The 15,401-nt window shown below is 56.9% G+C and carries 18 protein-coding genes; 8 read left to right on the forward strand and 10 right to left on the reverse strand.

All coding sequences use genetic code 11. The annotated features are described in order from the left end of the window. Positions 1-16 precede the first annotated feature (16 nt). The 5 genes from FJD38_RS14060 to FJD38_RS14080 form a co-directional block, all read right to left on the reverse strand. A complete protein-coding gene (locus FJD38_RS14060) occupies positions 17-1,270 on the reverse strand; it encodes a M16 family metallopeptidase (protein WP_146385837.1) in 1,254 nt (417 codons plus the stop codon). Positions 1,271-1,426: 156 nt separating this feature from the next. Further along, the gene (gene rsmD, locus FJD38_RS14065; RefSeq protein ID WP_122785512.1) at positions 1,427-2,035 is read right to left on the reverse strand and encodes a 16S rRNA (guanine(966)-N(2))-methyltransferase RsmD; all 609 of its coding nucleotides are present in this window, start codon (positions 2,033-2,035) and stop codon (positions 1,427-1,429) included. Continuing rightward, positions 2,035-3,525: a M16 family metallopeptidase gene (locus FJD38_RS14070; RefSeq protein WP_146385839.1), complete on the reverse strand. Its 1,491-nt coding sequence runs from the start codon at positions 3,523-3,525 to the stop codon at positions 2,035-2,037. Before FJD38_RS14070 ends, rsmD begins: the two co-directional genes overlap by 1 nt. Then, positions 3,518-4,873 (reverse strand): M16 family metallopeptidase, encoded by a 1,356-nt coding sequence (locus FJD38_RS14075; protein ID WP_122785510.1) that lies wholly within the window; start codon positions 4,871-4,873, stop codon positions 3,518-3,520. Before FJD38_RS14075 ends, FJD38_RS14070 begins: the two co-directional genes overlap by 8 nt. A gap of 76 nt (positions 4,874-4,949) precedes the next feature. Further along, on the reverse strand, positions 4,950-5,231 hold the full coding sequence (locus FJD38_RS14080) for a hypothetical protein (protein WP_146385841.1): 282 nt from the start codon (positions 5,229-5,231) through the stop codon (positions 4,950-4,952). Here FJD38_RS14080 and ftsY point away from each other — a divergent pair. The 4 genes from ftsY to rpoH all read left to right on the forward strand — a co-directional run bounded on the left by ftsY (position 5,230) and on the right by rpoH (position 9,322). Then, positions 5,230-6,666: a signal recognition particle-docking protein FtsY gene (gene ftsY / locus FJD38_RS14085; protein WP_146385842.1), complete on the forward strand. Its 1,437-nt coding sequence runs from the start codon at positions 5,230-5,232 to the stop codon at positions 6,664-6,666. The genes FJD38_RS14080 and ftsY overlap by 2 nt on opposite strands. Next, positions 6,663-7,334: a cell division ATP-binding protein FtsE gene (gene ftsE / locus FJD38_RS14090; protein ID WP_122785508.1), complete on the forward strand. Its 672-nt coding sequence runs from the start codon at positions 6,663-6,665 to the stop codon at positions 7,332-7,334. Before ftsY ends, ftsE begins: the two co-directional genes overlap by 4 nt. Further along, positions 7,331-8,353: a permease-like cell division protein FtsX gene (gene ftsX, locus FJD38_RS14095; protein WP_122785507.1), complete on the forward strand. Its 1,023-nt coding sequence runs from the start codon at positions 7,331-7,333 to the stop codon at positions 8,351-8,353. Before ftsE ends, ftsX begins: the two co-directional genes overlap by 4 nt. 114 nt (positions 8,354-8,467) lie before the next feature. Next, positions 8,468-9,322: an RNA polymerase sigma factor RpoH gene (gene rpoH / locus FJD38_RS14100; RefSeq protein ID WP_016782598.1), complete on the forward strand. Its 855-nt coding sequence runs from the start codon at positions 8,468-8,470 to the stop codon at positions 9,320-9,322. 402 nt (positions 9,323-9,724) lie between these two features. On the opposite strand, the gene mtgA is transcribed toward rpoH, so the two are convergent. Continuing rightward, the gene (mtgA, locus tag FJD38_RS14105; RefSeq protein WP_208727519.1) at positions 9,725-10,447 is read right to left on the reverse strand and encodes a monofunctional biosynthetic peptidoglycan transglycosylase; all 723 of its coding nucleotides are present in this window, start codon (positions 10,445-10,447) and stop codon (positions 9,725-9,727) included. A gap of 77 nt (positions 10,448-10,524) precedes the next feature. On the opposite strand from mtgA, the gene FJD38_RS14110 reads away from it, so the two are divergent. The 4 genes from FJD38_RS14110 (at position 10,525) to trmB (ending at position 12,762) form a co-directional block, all read left to right on the forward strand. After that, on the forward strand, positions 10,525-10,896 hold the full coding sequence (locus FJD38_RS14110) for a DUF423 domain-containing protein (RefSeq protein ID WP_122785505.1): 372 nt from the start codon (positions 10,525-10,527) through the stop codon (positions 10,894-10,896). 80 nt (positions 10,897-10,976) lie between these two features. Then, a complete protein-coding gene (thiS, locus tag FJD38_RS14115) occupies positions 10,977-11,177 on the forward strand; it encodes a sulfur carrier protein ThiS (protein ID WP_122785504.1) in 201 nt (66 codons plus the stop codon). 58 nt (positions 11,178-11,235) lie between these two features. After that, a complete protein-coding gene (locus FJD38_RS14120; protein WP_122785503.1) occupies positions 11,236-12,030 on the forward strand; it encodes a thiazole synthase in 795 nt (264 codons plus the stop codon). Between the two features lie 9 nt (positions 12,031-12,039). Continuing rightward, a complete protein-coding gene (gene trmB, locus FJD38_RS14125) occupies positions 12,040-12,762 on the forward strand; it encodes a tRNA (guanosine(46)-N7)-methyltransferase TrmB (RefSeq protein WP_146385846.1) in 723 nt (240 codons plus the stop codon). Positions 12,763-12,825: 63 nt separating this feature from the next. On the opposite strand, the gene FJD38_RS14130 is transcribed toward trmB, so the two are convergent. Genes FJD38_RS14130 through FJD38_RS14145 form a run of 4 tightly spaced genes read right to left on the reverse strand, consistent with a single transcriptional unit; the run spans position 12,826 to position 15,388 of the window. After that, positions 12,826-13,152 (reverse strand): DUF3392 domain-containing protein, encoded by a 327-nt coding sequence (locus FJD38_RS14130; RefSeq protein ID WP_122785501.1) that lies wholly within the window; start codon positions 13,150-13,152, stop codon positions 12,826-12,828. 9 nt (positions 13,153-13,161) lie between these two features. Next, entirely contained in the window at positions 13,162-14,376 is a 1,215-nt protein-coding gene (hemW, locus tag FJD38_RS14135; protein ID WP_146385848.1) for a radical SAM family heme chaperone HemW, read from the reverse strand. Beyond that, complete coding sequence (gene rdgB, locus FJD38_RS14140) at positions 14,373-14,969, reverse strand: RdgB/HAM1 family non-canonical purine NTP pyrophosphatase (RefSeq protein ID WP_146385850.1); 597 nt, start codon at positions 14,967-14,969, stop codon at positions 14,373-14,375. The genes hemW and rdgB overlap by 4 nt, the downstream gene beginning before the upstream one ends. Then, positions 14,966-15,388, reverse strand: coding sequence for a DUF4426 domain-containing protein (locus FJD38_RS14145; RefSeq protein WP_146385852.1), 423 nt, complete (start codon positions 15,386-15,388; stop codon positions 14,966-14,968). Before FJD38_RS14145 ends, rdgB begins: the two co-directional genes overlap by 4 nt. Positions 15,389-15,401 lie beyond the last annotated feature (13 nt).

Consider the following 15,401-nt stretch of genomic DNA (forward strand, 5'->3'; position numbering starts at 1 on the left):
CCACGGCCGCACAGGATCAAGCCTTACGCGCAAATATGTGCGCCACACTCATGCGTTCAGGTGTAAACCAGGCATTGGCGACACGTTGAATATCCTTGGAGGTCACGCTGTGTAACGCCTGGGCTTGGGTGTCAATCAGTTGCCAAGGTTGGCCGATGACCTCGAGGTTGCCAATGATTGAGCCTTGCATTTCGAGAGTGTCCAGGCTTTCGAGATGAGCTAGCGCTTGGGCGCGACCATATTCCAGCGTCTGATCATCGAGCGGAGTTGTTTTCAGCGTTTCAAGCAGGGCCTGTATGTTTTCCTGAATTTGCGGCAGGGGCACCGCGTTGTGCTCGCTGGTGGTCAGGGCAATCAACAGGAGGTCGTCTTCAAGGCGATAGGCTGGCAAGCGTGAAACCACGCTGCTCAGTGCTTCACTGTCTTCCATAAGCAGGCGAGGAATCCAGGCCTCTGGGCCCGAGGTCAGCAATGCGCTGATGATTTGCAGGGCAGGAATATCGAGTGGCTCAGAGGCGGTTGCCAGGCTCGGTGTGTTGATCGCCATTTGCAAGCGTGGAAACGGAGTATCGAGATACTGAGTGATTTTGCGCTCACCTTCGTAAACCGGGGCAGGTATCGGATTCGTTGGTGTGAGAGGGGCGATGCGTGGGGCTGTGGCAAAGATTCGCTGGACCAGCGGTTGGACTTCTTCAAGCGAGGTATCGCCCACAATCACCAATACAGAGTTGTTGGGAGCGTAGTGCTGTTCATGCCAGAGCAACACATCGCTCACCGTGAGCTGCTCAAGATCGTCGACATCGCCGAATTTAAACGCTGGGCCTGCGTGGGGGAAAATGAGGGATTCAAATTCGGGCGTGATCCATAGGTCAGAGCTGAAATAAGGTTCAGCCAGCTCCATTTCTTTTGTTTTCTGAATACCGACCTTCAGGCGATCTTCTGACAGAACAGGCGGTTGCATTCTGGCCGCCAGCAGTTCCAGCACATGCTGAATGGCGACGCGAGGCGCTTCGAGGCTGTAGGTGCTGACATCGTAGTCGAGCCAGCCATTGGCTAGCGCCCCGATGTTTTGCAGGCGTTGTTTATCCTTGAAAGCGGCGCCCCCGGTGATATACGCCACACCGCGCTGATTCGGTTGTTCGTTACGGGTGCCCGCTTTATGCAAGAGCGTTGCGCAGATCGCAGGCGTGCGGTGGTCTTCACGCACAATGACTTTCAAGCCGTTATCGAGGGTGAACTCACAGGTCACACTTGGAGTAGATAGCGTCATTTTTCACATTCCGTTGTTCGAGGAAGTGTTTAAACACGTCCGTTTATAGTGAACAGGCAGGATGCGTCAGCGCTTGAGGCGGGGGGCGGTAGATATATAGGGGATATGGACAAGGGCGTGGGAGCTGCTCAGGTCAGCTCCCACGTTGTTTCGGTGTTACTCGGCGATCGGCGACTGCGGCGCTTCGCGCAGCCACAGGGCGTAGTTTACGCCGCCGGCTTTTTGCTCACGGTGCAGGCGCCAGTTGGCAGGCAGGCCCAGCTCAGACGGACGGCGTTCGCTTTCAGTGTAAATCCAGGCGTTGTCCGTCAACCATCCGCGTTGTTCCAGCAAGTCGCACGCCGGCTTCAGCAGTTCCTTGTTGAATGGAGGGTCAAGGAATACAACATCAAAAGTGTCGCTCGGAGTTGCGTCCAGAAAGCGCAGCGCATCAGTTTGCTGAACCTCACCTACGGTGCAACGCAGCAGGCCCATGTTTTCGCGAATGTTGGAAATCGCATCGCGGCTGCTGTCGAGCGCAACGCCTTTGGCAGCACCGCGTGACAGTGCTTCGAAAAACAGTGCGCCGCTGCCCGCAAACACGTCCAGAACCTTGGCGCCAATGATAGTTGGGGCCAGCCAGTTGAACAGGGTTTCACGTACACGGTCCGGCGTTGGGCGCAGGCCTTCTACATGGGGGAAGTCGAGCTTGCGGCTGCGCCATTCCCCGCCGATGATGCGTAACTGACCTGCACCTGAGTGCGATGTGTTTTTTGGCTTTGCCATTAATGCTCCGGAACCCCAAGAGGTTGCTCTGAAGGTTTATCGGTAGGAGGTGGCAGTGGTTTTTGCGGCACGGTCGGGCCGGCGGTCACTACGACCATTTTGTCGGCGCTCAGGTGCTTGTTCATGGCGTCCTTGACCTGCTCTTTCGTCAGGTCCTGAGACTGCTTCATGAAGGTTTCGAGATAGTCCAAAGGCAAATCGTAGAAGCCCATTGCGCCCAGTTGGCCGACGATGGCTGCGTTGCTGGCGGTGGACAGCGGGAAGCTGCCAGCCAGTTCACGCTTGGCATCGTCGAGTTCTTTTTGCGTCGGACCTTCTTTCAGGTAGTCAGACAGAATGTCTTGCACCAGCTTGAGCGTGCCTTCACTCAATTCGGCACGTGTTTGCAGATTGATCATGAACGGGCCGCGCGCTTGCATGGGGTTGAAGCTGGAATACACGCCATAGGTCAGGCCGCGTTTTTCACGCACTTCAGTCATCAAGCGGGTGCCGAAACCACCGCCACCCAGGATGCTGTTACCCAATGACAGGGCCGCATAGTCGGGGTCATCACGGTCGATGCCCAATTGCGAGAGCAGCAAGTGGGTTTGCTTGGACGGGAATTCAATATGGGTCTGGCCCGCTTTAGGCTCTGTCGGTTCTGCTGTTTTGGCAACAGCAGGGCCTTTGGGCAGTGCGGCAGATACTTGAGCTGCGATGGCCTCGGCCTCTTCGCGAGACAAATCACCCACGATGGCAATCACGGCATTACTGGCGGTGTAGGCCTTGTTATGAAAAGCCTTGAGCTGGTCGATGGTGATTGAGGTGATGCTTTCGGCATTGCCATCACTGGAGTGCGCATACGGGTGGTTGCCGTATAAACGCTTGAACAACTCGTTGCTGGCCAGTTTTCCGGGGTTCTGCTTTTGGTACTCAAAGCTGGCGAGCAACTGGTTTTTAATCCGTGCCAGAGAATCGGCCGGGAAGGTGGGTTTGCCAACCACTTCAGCAAACAGGTTCAGTGCGGGGGTGCGTTTATCCACATCGCTCAGGCTGCGCAGTGAAGCAACGGCCATGTCGCGGTAGGCACCATTACTGAAGTCGGCGCCCAAGCCTTCAAAACCTTGAGCGATAGCGCCGACGTCTTTACCTGCTACGCCTTCATTGAGCATGGCGTTGGTCAGCAAAGCCAGACCGGGCGTGTTGTCGTCCTGGCTGCTGCCGGCTGCAAACGTCAGGCGCACGTCGAACATCGGTAGTTGCCGCGCTTCAACGAACAGCACTTTAGAGCCTTCGGCGGTTTTCCAGGTTTGAACATTCAGGGCGCGATGGCTAGGAGCCTTGCCGTCCAGTTCAGCCAGAGATTCGAGCTTGTGCTCGGTTTTGGCTTGATCGAGGGCTTGGCTGGCAACCGACTCACCGGGGTTGGCGAAGTAATAGCCAAGCACCCCGACCAGAATGGCGGCGCTCAGGCCGAGCAGGGCGTAGCGTGGACCTTTACGCTCACTCATGGGTTTTCTCCTCAGGCAGTACATGCGCAACGCTGAGGCGCTCGCGAGTGAAGTAAGTGCGGGCCGCTTGCTGGATATCGGCTGGCGTCACCTTTTGCAGGTCTTGCAGTTCGGTGTCCATGAGCTTCCATGACAGACCGACGCTTTCGAGTTGGCCAATCGAAGTGGCCTGGCTGTTAATCGAGTCGCGCTCGTAGACCAGCCCGGCAATGACCTGGGCACGTACACGCTCCAGCTCTTCGGCCGTAGGCGGGGTTTTCTTGAGGTCATCGATCAAGCGCCACAAGCCGGCTTCAGCTTGGGCCAGGGTGACTTTTTTCTGGCTGTTGGGCATTGCCGAAAGCATAAACAGGCTGTCGCCACGGGTGAATGCGTTGTAATTGGACGATGCACCGGACACCAGTTCTTCGCCGCGCTCCAATTGGGTCGGCATGCGAGCACTGTAGCCGCCGTCCAGTAGCGCCGAAATCAGGCGCAAGGCATTGGCGCTCACCGGGTCTTTGGCGGTGGCAATGCTCGGTACGTTGAAGCCCAGCATCAGGCTTGGCAGCTGAGTCTGTACGTGGATCTTGAGCAGGCGCTCGCCGGGGGTGGCCAGCTCCAGGGGGATTTTAGCAATAGGGATGTCACGCTTGGGGACAGTGCCGAAGTAGCGCTGAGCCAAGGATTTGACTTCATCCGGCGTCACGTCACCTACCACCACCAGTGTGGCGTTGTTCGGTGCGTACCATTCTTCATACCAGGCGCGCAGTTCGCCGACGCTCATGCGCTCCAGGTCAACCATCCAGCCGATGGTCGGGGTGTGATAACCGCTGGACGGAAAGGCCATGGCGGTAAACAGCTCAAAGGCTTTGCTCATCGGTTGATCGTCGGTGCGCAGGCGGCGCTCCTCTTTGATCACTTCGATCTCGCGTTTGAACTCTTCTGGCGGCAAGCGAAGGCTGGCCATGCGGTCGGCTTCGAGTTCAAAGGCGACGCCCAGTCGGTCGCGGGCCAGTACTTGGTAGTAAGCGGTGTAGTCATCACTGGTGAAGGCGTTTTCCTGAGCGCCGAGATCGCGCAGGATCAGCGAGGCTTCACCGGGGCCGACCTTGTTGCTGCCTTTGAACATCATGTGCTCAAGTGCGTGTGACAGGCCGGTCTTGCCCGGGGTCTCATAACTGGAGCCCACTTTGTACCAGACCTGAGAGACCACCACAGGGGCGCGGTGGTCTTCGCGCACGATGACTTTAAGGCCGTTGTCCAGACGAAACTCATGGGTCGGCTGTGGTTCGGCCGCGATGGCCGAAAGCGATACTAAAACTGTGCTGAACAACAGGCCAGCAGCGCGGCGGGCTAGAGCATTCATTCGTTTTTAAACCTGTTGGGCTGTCCGCTTGGCCTTAGCGTCGGCGGGTGAGGAGGTGCTAGGATACTGATCCGTTTTACTGGCGGCCACGCCTATCAAGCTTTTGACGATCAGGCGATGTTTGATCGGGCAGTATAGGAGCTTGTCCAGAACTGTGGGGGGTATGCAGGGAAGTTGCGGTTTTTTGCCGATTTTCCCCCTGAATATCCGCGTTAGAACGAAATTTCAGAGGTGTTTTTTCCCCTCTGAACTTGTTTTGTGCGAACAAGCTGACAAATAAATAGTCTTTGTCACACCCATTATTATTTGCCGGGGCGCCACAGTGGCGCGTCGCTACGATGAGATAGCCGTCCTCCATGTTTGGTTCCAATGACGACAAGAAGAACCCAGCTGCGGCTGGTGAGAAAAAAGGCCTGTTCGGATGGCTGCGCAGAAAGCCGCAGGAAACCGTCGTCGAACAGCCTGTACCTGCCCCCGAGATCACGCCTGAGCCGTTGATCGAAACCACCGAGGTGGTTGTCGAGACGACGCCTGAAGTGGTTGAAGTGACAACGCCTGCCATCGAGCAACAGCCGTGGCCGCCGTTGCCGGTGCCTGAAGAGCCTGTTGCACTGGTTGAGGACGTGCAGGCGCCGCATATCGTGCCGCCAATCCCTGAACCTGTGGTTGAGGAAGCGCCGATATTCGTTGAGCCTGTCACCCCAGAGCCAGAGCCAGAGCCAGAGCCAGAGCCAGAGCCAGAGCCAGAGCCAGAGCCTGTTCCAGTTGCTGTAGTCGAGCCTGTGGTGGTGCCAGAGCCCGTTGTGGTTGCGCCTGTTGTCGAGTCGCCAGCCCCCGTGCCTCAGGTGGCTGCTGAAACCAAAGTCGGATTCTTTGCCCGCCTCAAACAAGGCCTGTCGAAAACCAGCGCCAGCATTGGCGAGGGTATGGCCAGCCTGTTTCTGGGCAAAAAGACCATTGATGACGACTTGCTGGACGAGATTGAAACCCGCCTGCTGACGGCAGACGTAGGCGTTGAGGCCACATCGGTCATCATCAAGAATCTGACGCAAAAGGTTGCCCGCAAGCAATTGACCGACGCGGATGCGTTGTACAAGTCCTTGCAGGACGAACTGGCCGCCATGCTCAAGCCGGTCGAGCAGCCACTGAAAATCGAATCGCAGAACAAACCGTTCGTCATTTTGGTGGTGGGCGTCAATGGTGCAGGTAAAACCACCACCATCGGCAAACTGGCGAAGAAACTTCAGCTCGAAGGCAAGAAAGTCATGCTGGCAGCGGGTGATACCTTCCGTGCTGCGGCCGTTGAGCAATTGCAGGTATGGGGTGAGCGCAACAACATCCCGGTCATTGCCCAGCACACAGGTGCTGATTCGGCCTCCGTTATTTTTGACGCAGTGCAGGCCGCCAAAGCACGCGGCATTGATGTGTTGATCGCCGACACCGCCGGGCGTCTGCATACCAAAGACAACTTGATGGAAGAACTGAAAAAAGTTCGCCGGGTCATGGGTAAGCTGGATGAAGACGCGCCGCACGAGGTGTTGCTGGTGCTTGACGCCGGTACGGGCCAGAACGCGATCAGCCAGACCAAGCAATTCAACCAGACCGTGGCGCTGACGGGGCTGGCGCTGACCAAGCTCGATGGTACGGCCAAAGGCGGGGTGATCTTCGCGCTGGCCAAGCAGTTCAATATTCCAATTCGTTACATCGGTGTCGGCGAAGGCATTGATGATCTACGCGACTTTGAGTCCGAGCCCTTTGTCCAGGCTCTGTTTGCGGAGCGGGAGCGCCCATGATTCGTTTCGAGCAGGTCGGTAAACGCTATCCAAATGGACATGTGGGCCTGCACGAACTGAGTTTCCGGGTTCGTCGCGGTGAATTTCTGTTTGTGACCGGTCACTCCGGCGCAGGTAAAAGTACGTTGCTGCGACTGTTGTTGGCGATGGAACGCCCGACCAGCGGTAAGTTGCTGTTGGCGGGGCAGGATCTTGGCCAGATCAGCAACGCACAGATTCCTTTTCTGCGTCGTCAGATAGGCGTGGTGTTTCAGAACCACCAACTGCTGTTTGATCGCACGGTATTCAATAACGTCGCCTTGCCGCTACAGATTCTCGGCTTGTCCAAGCCCGAAATCGCCAAACGCGTTGATTCCGCGTTAGAGCGCGTAGCGCTGTCGGATAAAACCGATCTGTACCCTGGCGACTTGTCCACAGGCCAACAACAACGTGTCGGGATTGCCCGGGCCATCGTTCATCGTCCAGCATTGTTGCTGGCCGATGAACCCACCGGCAACCTGGACCCACGTTTGGCGGCAGAAATTATGGGCGTTTTTGAAGACATTAACCGTTTGGGCACCAGCGTGCTGATTGCCAGTCACGATTTGGCCCTGATCGCCCGCATGCGTCATCGCATGCTGACGTTACAGCGCGGGCGTTTGATCGGCGACGGGGAGGCTGCGCAATGAGTGCGACTCGCAGCCCCAAGGTTTCCGAGCGCGTGGCGCCAAAGGCCGCAGATCCGCAGCCACCCAAGAAAAAGCATGACGAGGATGATGGTCCCGGTTTCAGCATGCTGTTCAGTGCCTGGATTGAATCCCATCGTGCCAGTTTGCTGGACAGTCTGCGCCGCTTGGGCAAGCAGCCGATTGGCAGCTTTTTTACCTGTTTGGTGATGGCTGTTGCACTGAGCTTGCCCATGGGGTTGTCGCTATTGCTCAACAACGTGGAACGCTTGGGAGGTTCCTGGCAGCGTGCGGCGCAGATTTCGTTGTATTTGCAGATGGATGCGAGCAACGACCAAGGCGAGCAACTGAGTAATCAGATAAAAGGTATGGCTGGGGTAGCTGACGCTGAATTTATCAGCCGGGACAAAGCCCTCGAAGAGTTCCAGGCCCAGTCCGGCCTGGGCGAAGCGCTGAAAGAGCTCCCCGACAACCCGTTGCCGGGTGTGGTTCTGGTAACCCCGGATGAGGTCGATAAAGCCGCCCTTGAAGCCTTGCGTACACGACTTTCTGAGTTGCCGAAGGTGCAACAGGCGCAACTTGATCTAGTCTGGGTCGAGCGCCTTGCGGCCATTCTGAAATTGGGTGATCGCTTTGTGTTTGGTTTGACGGTGCTGCTGGTCTCGGCGTTGCTGCTGGTGATCGGTAATACGATTCGTCTGCATATCGAGAATCGTCGTATTGAAATTGAAGTGATCAAGCTGGTCGGTGGCACTGATAGCTATGTTCGTAGGCCGTTTCTTTATATGGGTGCGCTGTACGGCCTTGGCGCTGGGGTGCTTTCCTGGGGCGTTTTAGCATTTGGCTTGAACTGGCTTAACGACGCGGTTGTCGGTTTGGCTGGGCTGTATGGCAGTAATTTTGCTTTGGCAGGAGTGCCGGTGGCCGATGGTCTATCTCTCTTGCTTGGCGCGGTGCTGTTAGGGTATATCGGTGCATGGATTGCAGTCGCGCGTCACTTACGTGAGCTTTCGCCCAAGTAGTTTCTTTTACACCTGTTGACTTTTTCAGCTTTTTTTGGGAACTTTTTTTCAGGTTTCCGGTCAACTTTCGCAGTGCTGAACTGCACGAGTTATGTGAGACGGAGGTTTATTCGTATGACCACTTCTTTGCAACCTGCGTATGCGTTGGTCCCCGGTGCGAACCTCGAGGCCTATGTCAATACGGTGAACAGCATTCCATTGCTGACACCTGAGCAGGAGCGTGAACTGGCCGAGAGTCTCTACTATGAGCAGGATCTTGGGGCGGCTCGGCAGATGGTGCTCGCCCACCTGCGTTTTGTTGTACATATTGCCCGTAGTTATTCGGGCTATGGCTTGGCTCAGGCTGACCTGATCCAGGAAGGCAACGTCGGCCTCATGAAGGCGGTCAAACGCTTTAACCCTGAAATGGGCGTGCGTCTGGTTTCGTTTGCTGTTCACTGGATCAAGGCTGAGATTCACGAATTCATCCTGCGCAACTGGCGCATCGTGAAAGTCGCGACCACCAAAGCCCAGCGCAAACTGTTTTTCAATCTGCGCAGCCAGAAAAAACGTCTGGCTTGGCTGAACAACGATGAAGTGCATCGTGTGGCTGAAAGCCTGGGTGTAGAACCTCGCGAAGTGCGAGAGATGGAAAGCCGCCTGACCGGTCATGACATGGCGTTCGACCCGGCTGCTGAAGCTGACGACGACAGTGCTTTCCAGTCGCCGGCGAACTATCTGGAAGATCACCGGTATGACCCGGCGCGTCAGCTCGAAGATGCTGACTGGACTGACAACTCCACCAGCAATCTGCATGAAGCGCTGGAAGTGCTCGATGATCGCAGTCGCGACATTTTGTATCAGCGTTGGCTGGCTGAAGACAAAGCCACGCTGCATGACTTGGCGCAGAAGTACAACGTATCCGCAGAACGGATTCGTCAGCTGGAAAAAAGCGCTATGAACAAGCTTAAACTGTCGATTGCCGCCTAAACCGGCCCGACAAAAAAACGCCCCGATCGGGGCGTTTTTTTTTGGTGTGAATTAAGTGCCCCTCACCCTAGCCCTCTCCCAGAGGGAGAGGGGACTGATTGGGGATACTGGAAATAATGGGGGTTCCAGGCAGTGCGCTAAAGCCACAGACACCTCGGTCTGCCCCCTTTCCAGGAGGGAGGGGAAGCTGATTGGGACTACTGGAAATAATGGGGGGTTCCAGGTAGTGCGCTAAAGCCACAGACACCTCGGTCTGCCTCCTTTCCAAGAGGGAGGGGAAGCTGATTGGGGCTACTGGAAATAATGGGGGGTTCCAGGCAGTGCACTAAAGCCACAGACACCTCGGTCTGCCCCCTCTCCCCCTGGGAGAGGGTTGGGGTGAGGGGCTTTTGACCTGCCCAGTCACTGCGCCCAAGGCGCCTTGCGTGAGTCATTGATCGTATCGAGGTAACTGTCCCCGCCCAACTGGCGAATTTGCTGGCGGATCCAGCTGGCACGTCGGCTGACATACGGGCTTGGATGGCTGGCGCTCCAGTTACGCGGATTAGGCAATACAGCCGCCAGCTGACTGGCCTGCTGGCGCGACAGGTTTTTCGCACTCACGCCGAAATGATGCTGCGCCGCCGCTTCTGCACCAAACACCCCGTTATCCCATTCAGCACTGTTGAGGTACACCTCAAGAATCCGCTGCTTGGGCCACAGTATTTCAATCAGTGCCGTAAACCAGGCTTCCAGCCCTTTGCGCAACCAACTGCGCCCCGACCATAAAAACAGGTTCTTCGACACTTGTTGGCTCAAGGTGCTGGCCCCGCGCAGCGTGCCACCTTTTTCGTTATGCACAAAGGCCGCCCGTATCGCACTGAAATCAAACCCCCAGTGCTCGGCAAAATGCTGGTCTTCCCCGGCAATGACCGCAACTTTCAATTCGTTGGATATTTCATCCCATGGCCGCCAGCTGCGCTGCAGGTCAATCGGCTGCCCATCAAGCCATGACTCAATCTTGCGTTCGACCATCAGCGCGGTGCCAGGCGGCGGCACCCAACGCAGAATCAGCACCCACACAACGCTGCCCACTGCGAACCAGAGCAGGGCTTTAAGAAAGCGGTGAACGATAATACGCAGCATAGATGGCTTGGCCGAACCCGTTGAGCGGGCCATTATACAGACCCTGCGTCATTCGATGATCTAGACAGGAGGTACCCATGTTGCGTGTTTTTTTGATGCTGGCTGCGTTCTTCGGCTTTACCGGTGTAGCGCTTGGCGCATTCGCGGCTCATGGTCTGAAAAACCGCCTGACTGAGCAGTATTTGGCTATTTTTCATACAGGTGTTACTTACCAACTGGTTCACACCTTGGCTTTGTTTGGTGTTGCCCTGTTACTGACTCATTTGCCGGGTCGCCTGGTGGTATGGGCAGGAGCCTTTTTCGCATTGGGTATCGTGCTGTTTTCCGGCAGCCTGTACGTGCTGACCCTGACCGGCATTAGCAAGCTGGGGATTATTACGCCCATCGGTGGAGCCGCCTTTTTGGCCGGCTGGCTGTGCCTGGGGCTTGCCGCCTGGCGCTTGGGTTAAGCCCGCAAGATGAATGGCTTGGGTCGGCCTGACCGACTGGGCTAGAATGCTGGCCCCTTAAAACGAAGGCAGCGTCGCGCATGCTCATTCAGTTGAACGGTGAACCCTTTGAACTGCCGGACGGTGAAACCGTCGCGGGTCTGCTGACGTGTCTCGACCTGACCGGGCGCCGCGTGGCAGTCGAACTTGATCTTGATATTGTCCCGCGCAGTCAGCATGCCGAGACCGTACTCAAAGAAGGCAGCAAGGTTGAAGTGGTGCATGCCATCGGTGGCGGTTAGTCGTCGGGCTTGTGCTTCATACCTGTTCCACAACGCACATATTTGAAGAGGATTCCCGATGAACACTGTTCGCAGCGACAAGCCATTTGTATTGGCTGGCCGTACTTACCAGTCACGTCTGCTGGTGGGTACCGGCAAGTACCGTGACATGGAAGAAACCCGCTTGGCTATCGAAGCCTCGGGCGCTGAAATTGTCACTGTCGCTGTGCGTCGTACCAACATCGGTCAGAACCCTGGCGAACCGAACCTGCTGGATATTTTGCCACCCGATCGCTACACCATCCTCCCGAACACCGCGGGTTGCTACGACGCGGTTGAAGCGGTGCGTACCTGCCGTCTGGCCCGTGAACTGCTTGATGGTCACAACCTGGTCAAACTGGAAGTGCTGGCCGACCAGAAAACCCTGTTCCCGAATGTGATCGAGACCCTCAAGGCGGCCGAAGTGCTGGTCAAGGAAGGCTTCGACGTCATGGTCTACACCAGTGATGACCCGATCATCGCTCGCGAACTGGAGGCGATGGGCTGCATCGCCGTGATGCCATTGGCCGGCTTGATTGGTACAGGGCTGGGGATCTGCAACCCCTACAACCTGCGCATCATTCTTGAAGAAGCAAAAATTCCGGTGCTGGTGGATGCGGGTGTAGGCACAGCCTCCGACGCCACTATCGCCATGGAAATGGGTTGCGAAGCGGTGCTGATGAACTCGGCCATCGCCAATGCCCAGCATCCAATCATCATGGCCCAAGCCATGAAATACGCCATTGAGGCGGGCCGTCTGGCCTATCTGGCCGGGCGCATGCCGAAAAAACTCTATGCCAGCGCCTCTTCGCCGCTGGATGGTCTGATCAAGTAAGAGCCACTGATGACTGAATCACTCGACACCCCAATCACGGAAGAAGGCGACGATCGCCAACACCGTCGCATCAAAAGTTTCGTGATGCGTGCCGGTCGCATGACGGAAGGCCAGCAACGCGGTCTCGATCAAGGTGCGCCGCTGTACGTACTGCCACTGGCCGATGCGCCGGTCGATTTCGATCAGGTGTTTGGTCGTTCTGCACCGCGTACGCTGGAAATCGGCTTTGGCATGGGTCACTCCCTGCTGGAAATGGCCGCAGCTTCACCTGAGCAGGATTTTATCGGCGTAGAGGTTCACCGTCCGGGTGTGGGGGCGCTGCTCAATGGCGTGCTGACTCAAGGCCTGACCAACCTGCGGGTTTACGATTGCGATGCGATTGAAGTCCTGACGCGTTGTGTCGCGGATAACAGCCTTGATCGCCTGCTGCTGTTCTTCCCGGACCCGTGGCACAAAAGCCGTCACCACAAGCGTCGCATCGTTCAAGCGTCCTTTGCCGAGCTGGTGCGTTCCAAGCTTAAAGTGGGAGGCGTGCTGCACATGGCCACCGACTGGGAACCCTACGCGGAATACATGCTGGAAGTCATGAACGTCGCGCCGGGTTATCGCAACCTGGCAGAAGACGGTCGTTGCGTCCCGCGTCCACCTGAGCGCCCAGTGACCAAGTTCGAGCGCCGTGGCGAACGTCTTGGGCATGGCGTGTGGGATTTGAAGTTCGAAAAACTGGCGTAAACGGTTTTTCAGTGACCGGCCTCCCCCTGCCTGGAGGTCGGTTGTTACAACATGCAGTCGCGACTACCCTCGACGATCCGCCACTACCCCGATCAGTACCAGCACCACCAACAACACCGGCGCCAGGCTGTAGTTGTTGAACTGGCTCAGGCCGCGCTCCACCCACGGTGTGGCATAGATGAGCGCTGCGCCACTGCCGATCAAGCACAATGCCGCCATGACCGGGATGCGCAACGCGCCTGCGAAACTGCCCAAACGCTGCTCGACCCACCCTTTGAAGTCCGCACCAAACAACACCAACAAGCAACCAATCAGGGCCAGAGAGATCTCCGAGAGGTGGCTGCGGCTCCAGCGCGATACGGTGGCAAGCAGGTCGAGTACCAAGTCCATTCGAGTTCCTTAGATCAAAAAATGCTGCAACAGGTCGTTGAGAAACAGCTGGCCTCTAGCGGTTGCCGCCAGGCGTGTCGGTTCGACCTGCAATAGGCCACTTTGTTCTGCCGCTGTGCGCCCAGCACTTAAACTCTCAAGCGATAAACCGGTGCGCTCTGGGTACAGTGATGAGTCGACGCCGTCAGTCAGGCGCAAGGCGTTCATTAGAAACTCAAATGGCAGCTCTTCGGCAGTCAGAGTTTTCTCACCTGCTTGAAAGTTTTTGGCTGGATTCAAGTAGTCCTTAGGCAGTCGGGTTTTCCAAGTGCGCACGATACGGCCATCAGGATGGCTCAATTTCCCGTGGGCGCCAGCGCCGATGCCGATAAAGTCGCCAAAGCTCCAGTAGTTAAGGTTGTGCTGCGCTGCTCGGCCGGGTTGCGCATAGGCAGACACTTCGTATTGGCGGTAACCATGCTCGGCGAGCAGCGCTTGCCCAGCTTCTTGAATGTCCCACAGGGTGTCGTCTTCAGGCAGTTCAGGCGGCTTGTTCCAGAACACCGTGTTGGGTTCGAGTGTCAGCTGATACCACGACAGGTGGGTCGGCTTGAGCGCGATGGCTTGGCGCAGATCGCTCAGGGCGTCGTCCAGCGACTGATCGGGCAACCCGTGCATCAAGTCCAGGTTGAAGTTGTCAAAGCCCGCCTGACGCGCCATGCCGGCGGCACGTACGGCCTCGTCACCGTTATGGATGCGACCCAGCGCCTTGAGCTTCTCTTGCTGAAAGCTCTGGATGCCAATTGACAGACGATTGATGCCCAGCTTCCGGTAGGCCACGAACTTCTCTTGCTCGAAGGTACCGGGGTTGGCTTCGAGGGTGATTTCAATATCGGTGGCAAACGGGATGCGTGCTTCGACGCCTTCCAGCAGTCGGCCCAGCGCTTTTGCGCTGAACAGGCTTGGCGTGCCGCCGCCAAAGAAAATCGAACTCAACTCGCGGCCATAGACGGCATGCAGGTCTTGATCGAGGTCCGCCAGCAGCGCGTCGACATACTCCTCTTCAGGCAGTACGGGGCTTGCGGTGTGGGAGTTGAAGTCGCAGTACGGGCATTTGCGCACGCACCACGGAATATGGATGTACAGCGACAGCGGCGGCAGTTGCGTCAGTGGCGCGCGCGGCGCCTGCTGAGTAAAGCCGGCCTCACTCAGATAGAGCGGTTGTGGCGAGGTATCGTGGGTCATTTCAAGCCCAGACGCTGACGCAGCAAGGCCATGGCGCGGGCGCGGTGGCTGAGTTGGTTTTTTTCCGTCGGGCTGAGTTCGGCGCTGGAGCAGTTGCGCTCAGGCACCCAAAACAACGGATCGTAACCAAAGCCGTGCTCGCCACTGGCCGCAGGCAGAATGCGCCCGTGCCACAAGCCTTCGCAAATGATCGGCAAAGGATCATCAGCATGGCGCACCAGCGCCAGTACGCACACAAACTGGGCGCCGCGCTCCGCTTCCGGCACGTCTTTGAGAGCCTCAAGCAGCTTGGCATTGTTTGCCGCATCGCCTTGCCCCTCAGCGTAACGCGCGGAGTAAATACCTGGCGCGCCACCGAGAAAGTCCACCGCCAGCCCGGAGTCGTCGGCCAGCGCTGGCAAGCCCGAAATACGCGCCGCGTTACGGGCTTTGAGAATGGCATTTTCAACAAACGACAAACCGGTTTCTTCCGGTTCGACCTGGCTGAATTCGCCTATCGAGCGCAACTGCACCGACTCGCCGAGCATGGCCTGAAGTTCTTTGAGTTTGCCGGCGTTGTGGCTTGCCAGTACCAGTTGCGTGAAGTTGATCATTGGATTGGAGCGATCTCTTGGGAAAATTCGATGTCTTTCGTCTCGCCATTGATTTTGAGCTGAATGTCAAAAACATAGACCTGGGACGGTTTGACTGGAAATTGAGCAAAGTAATCAATAGCGCCGTTGTCATTGATTACTTGTTTGAACGTGAGCGGTTTGGCTTTTTTATCGCCAACCTCACGGTAAGTACCGCTGACCGTGCTGGCTATTTTTTGCTCAGCCCTGGACAGGTTGATATTCAGCGCACCCAGGTGTGGGCTGCGCTGCAATCCGTATTTTTCGGTGATCGCAGGGCTCAAGAAGTTCGACATGAAGGCGTTGTAATTAACCGCCGTACCGCTGACGTCGACAGCGCCAGCAGCGAGTGCTTGTACGGTGAAGCACATCGACAGCAGCAGTAATCCGATACGACCCATGTCTTTCTCCTTG

Source organism: Pseudomonas saxonica (assembly GCF_007858365.1).
In the GTDB taxonomy this organism is placed as follows: Bacteria; Pseudomonadota; Gammaproteobacteria; order Pseudomonadales; family Pseudomonadaceae; genus Aquipseudomonas; species Aquipseudomonas saxonica.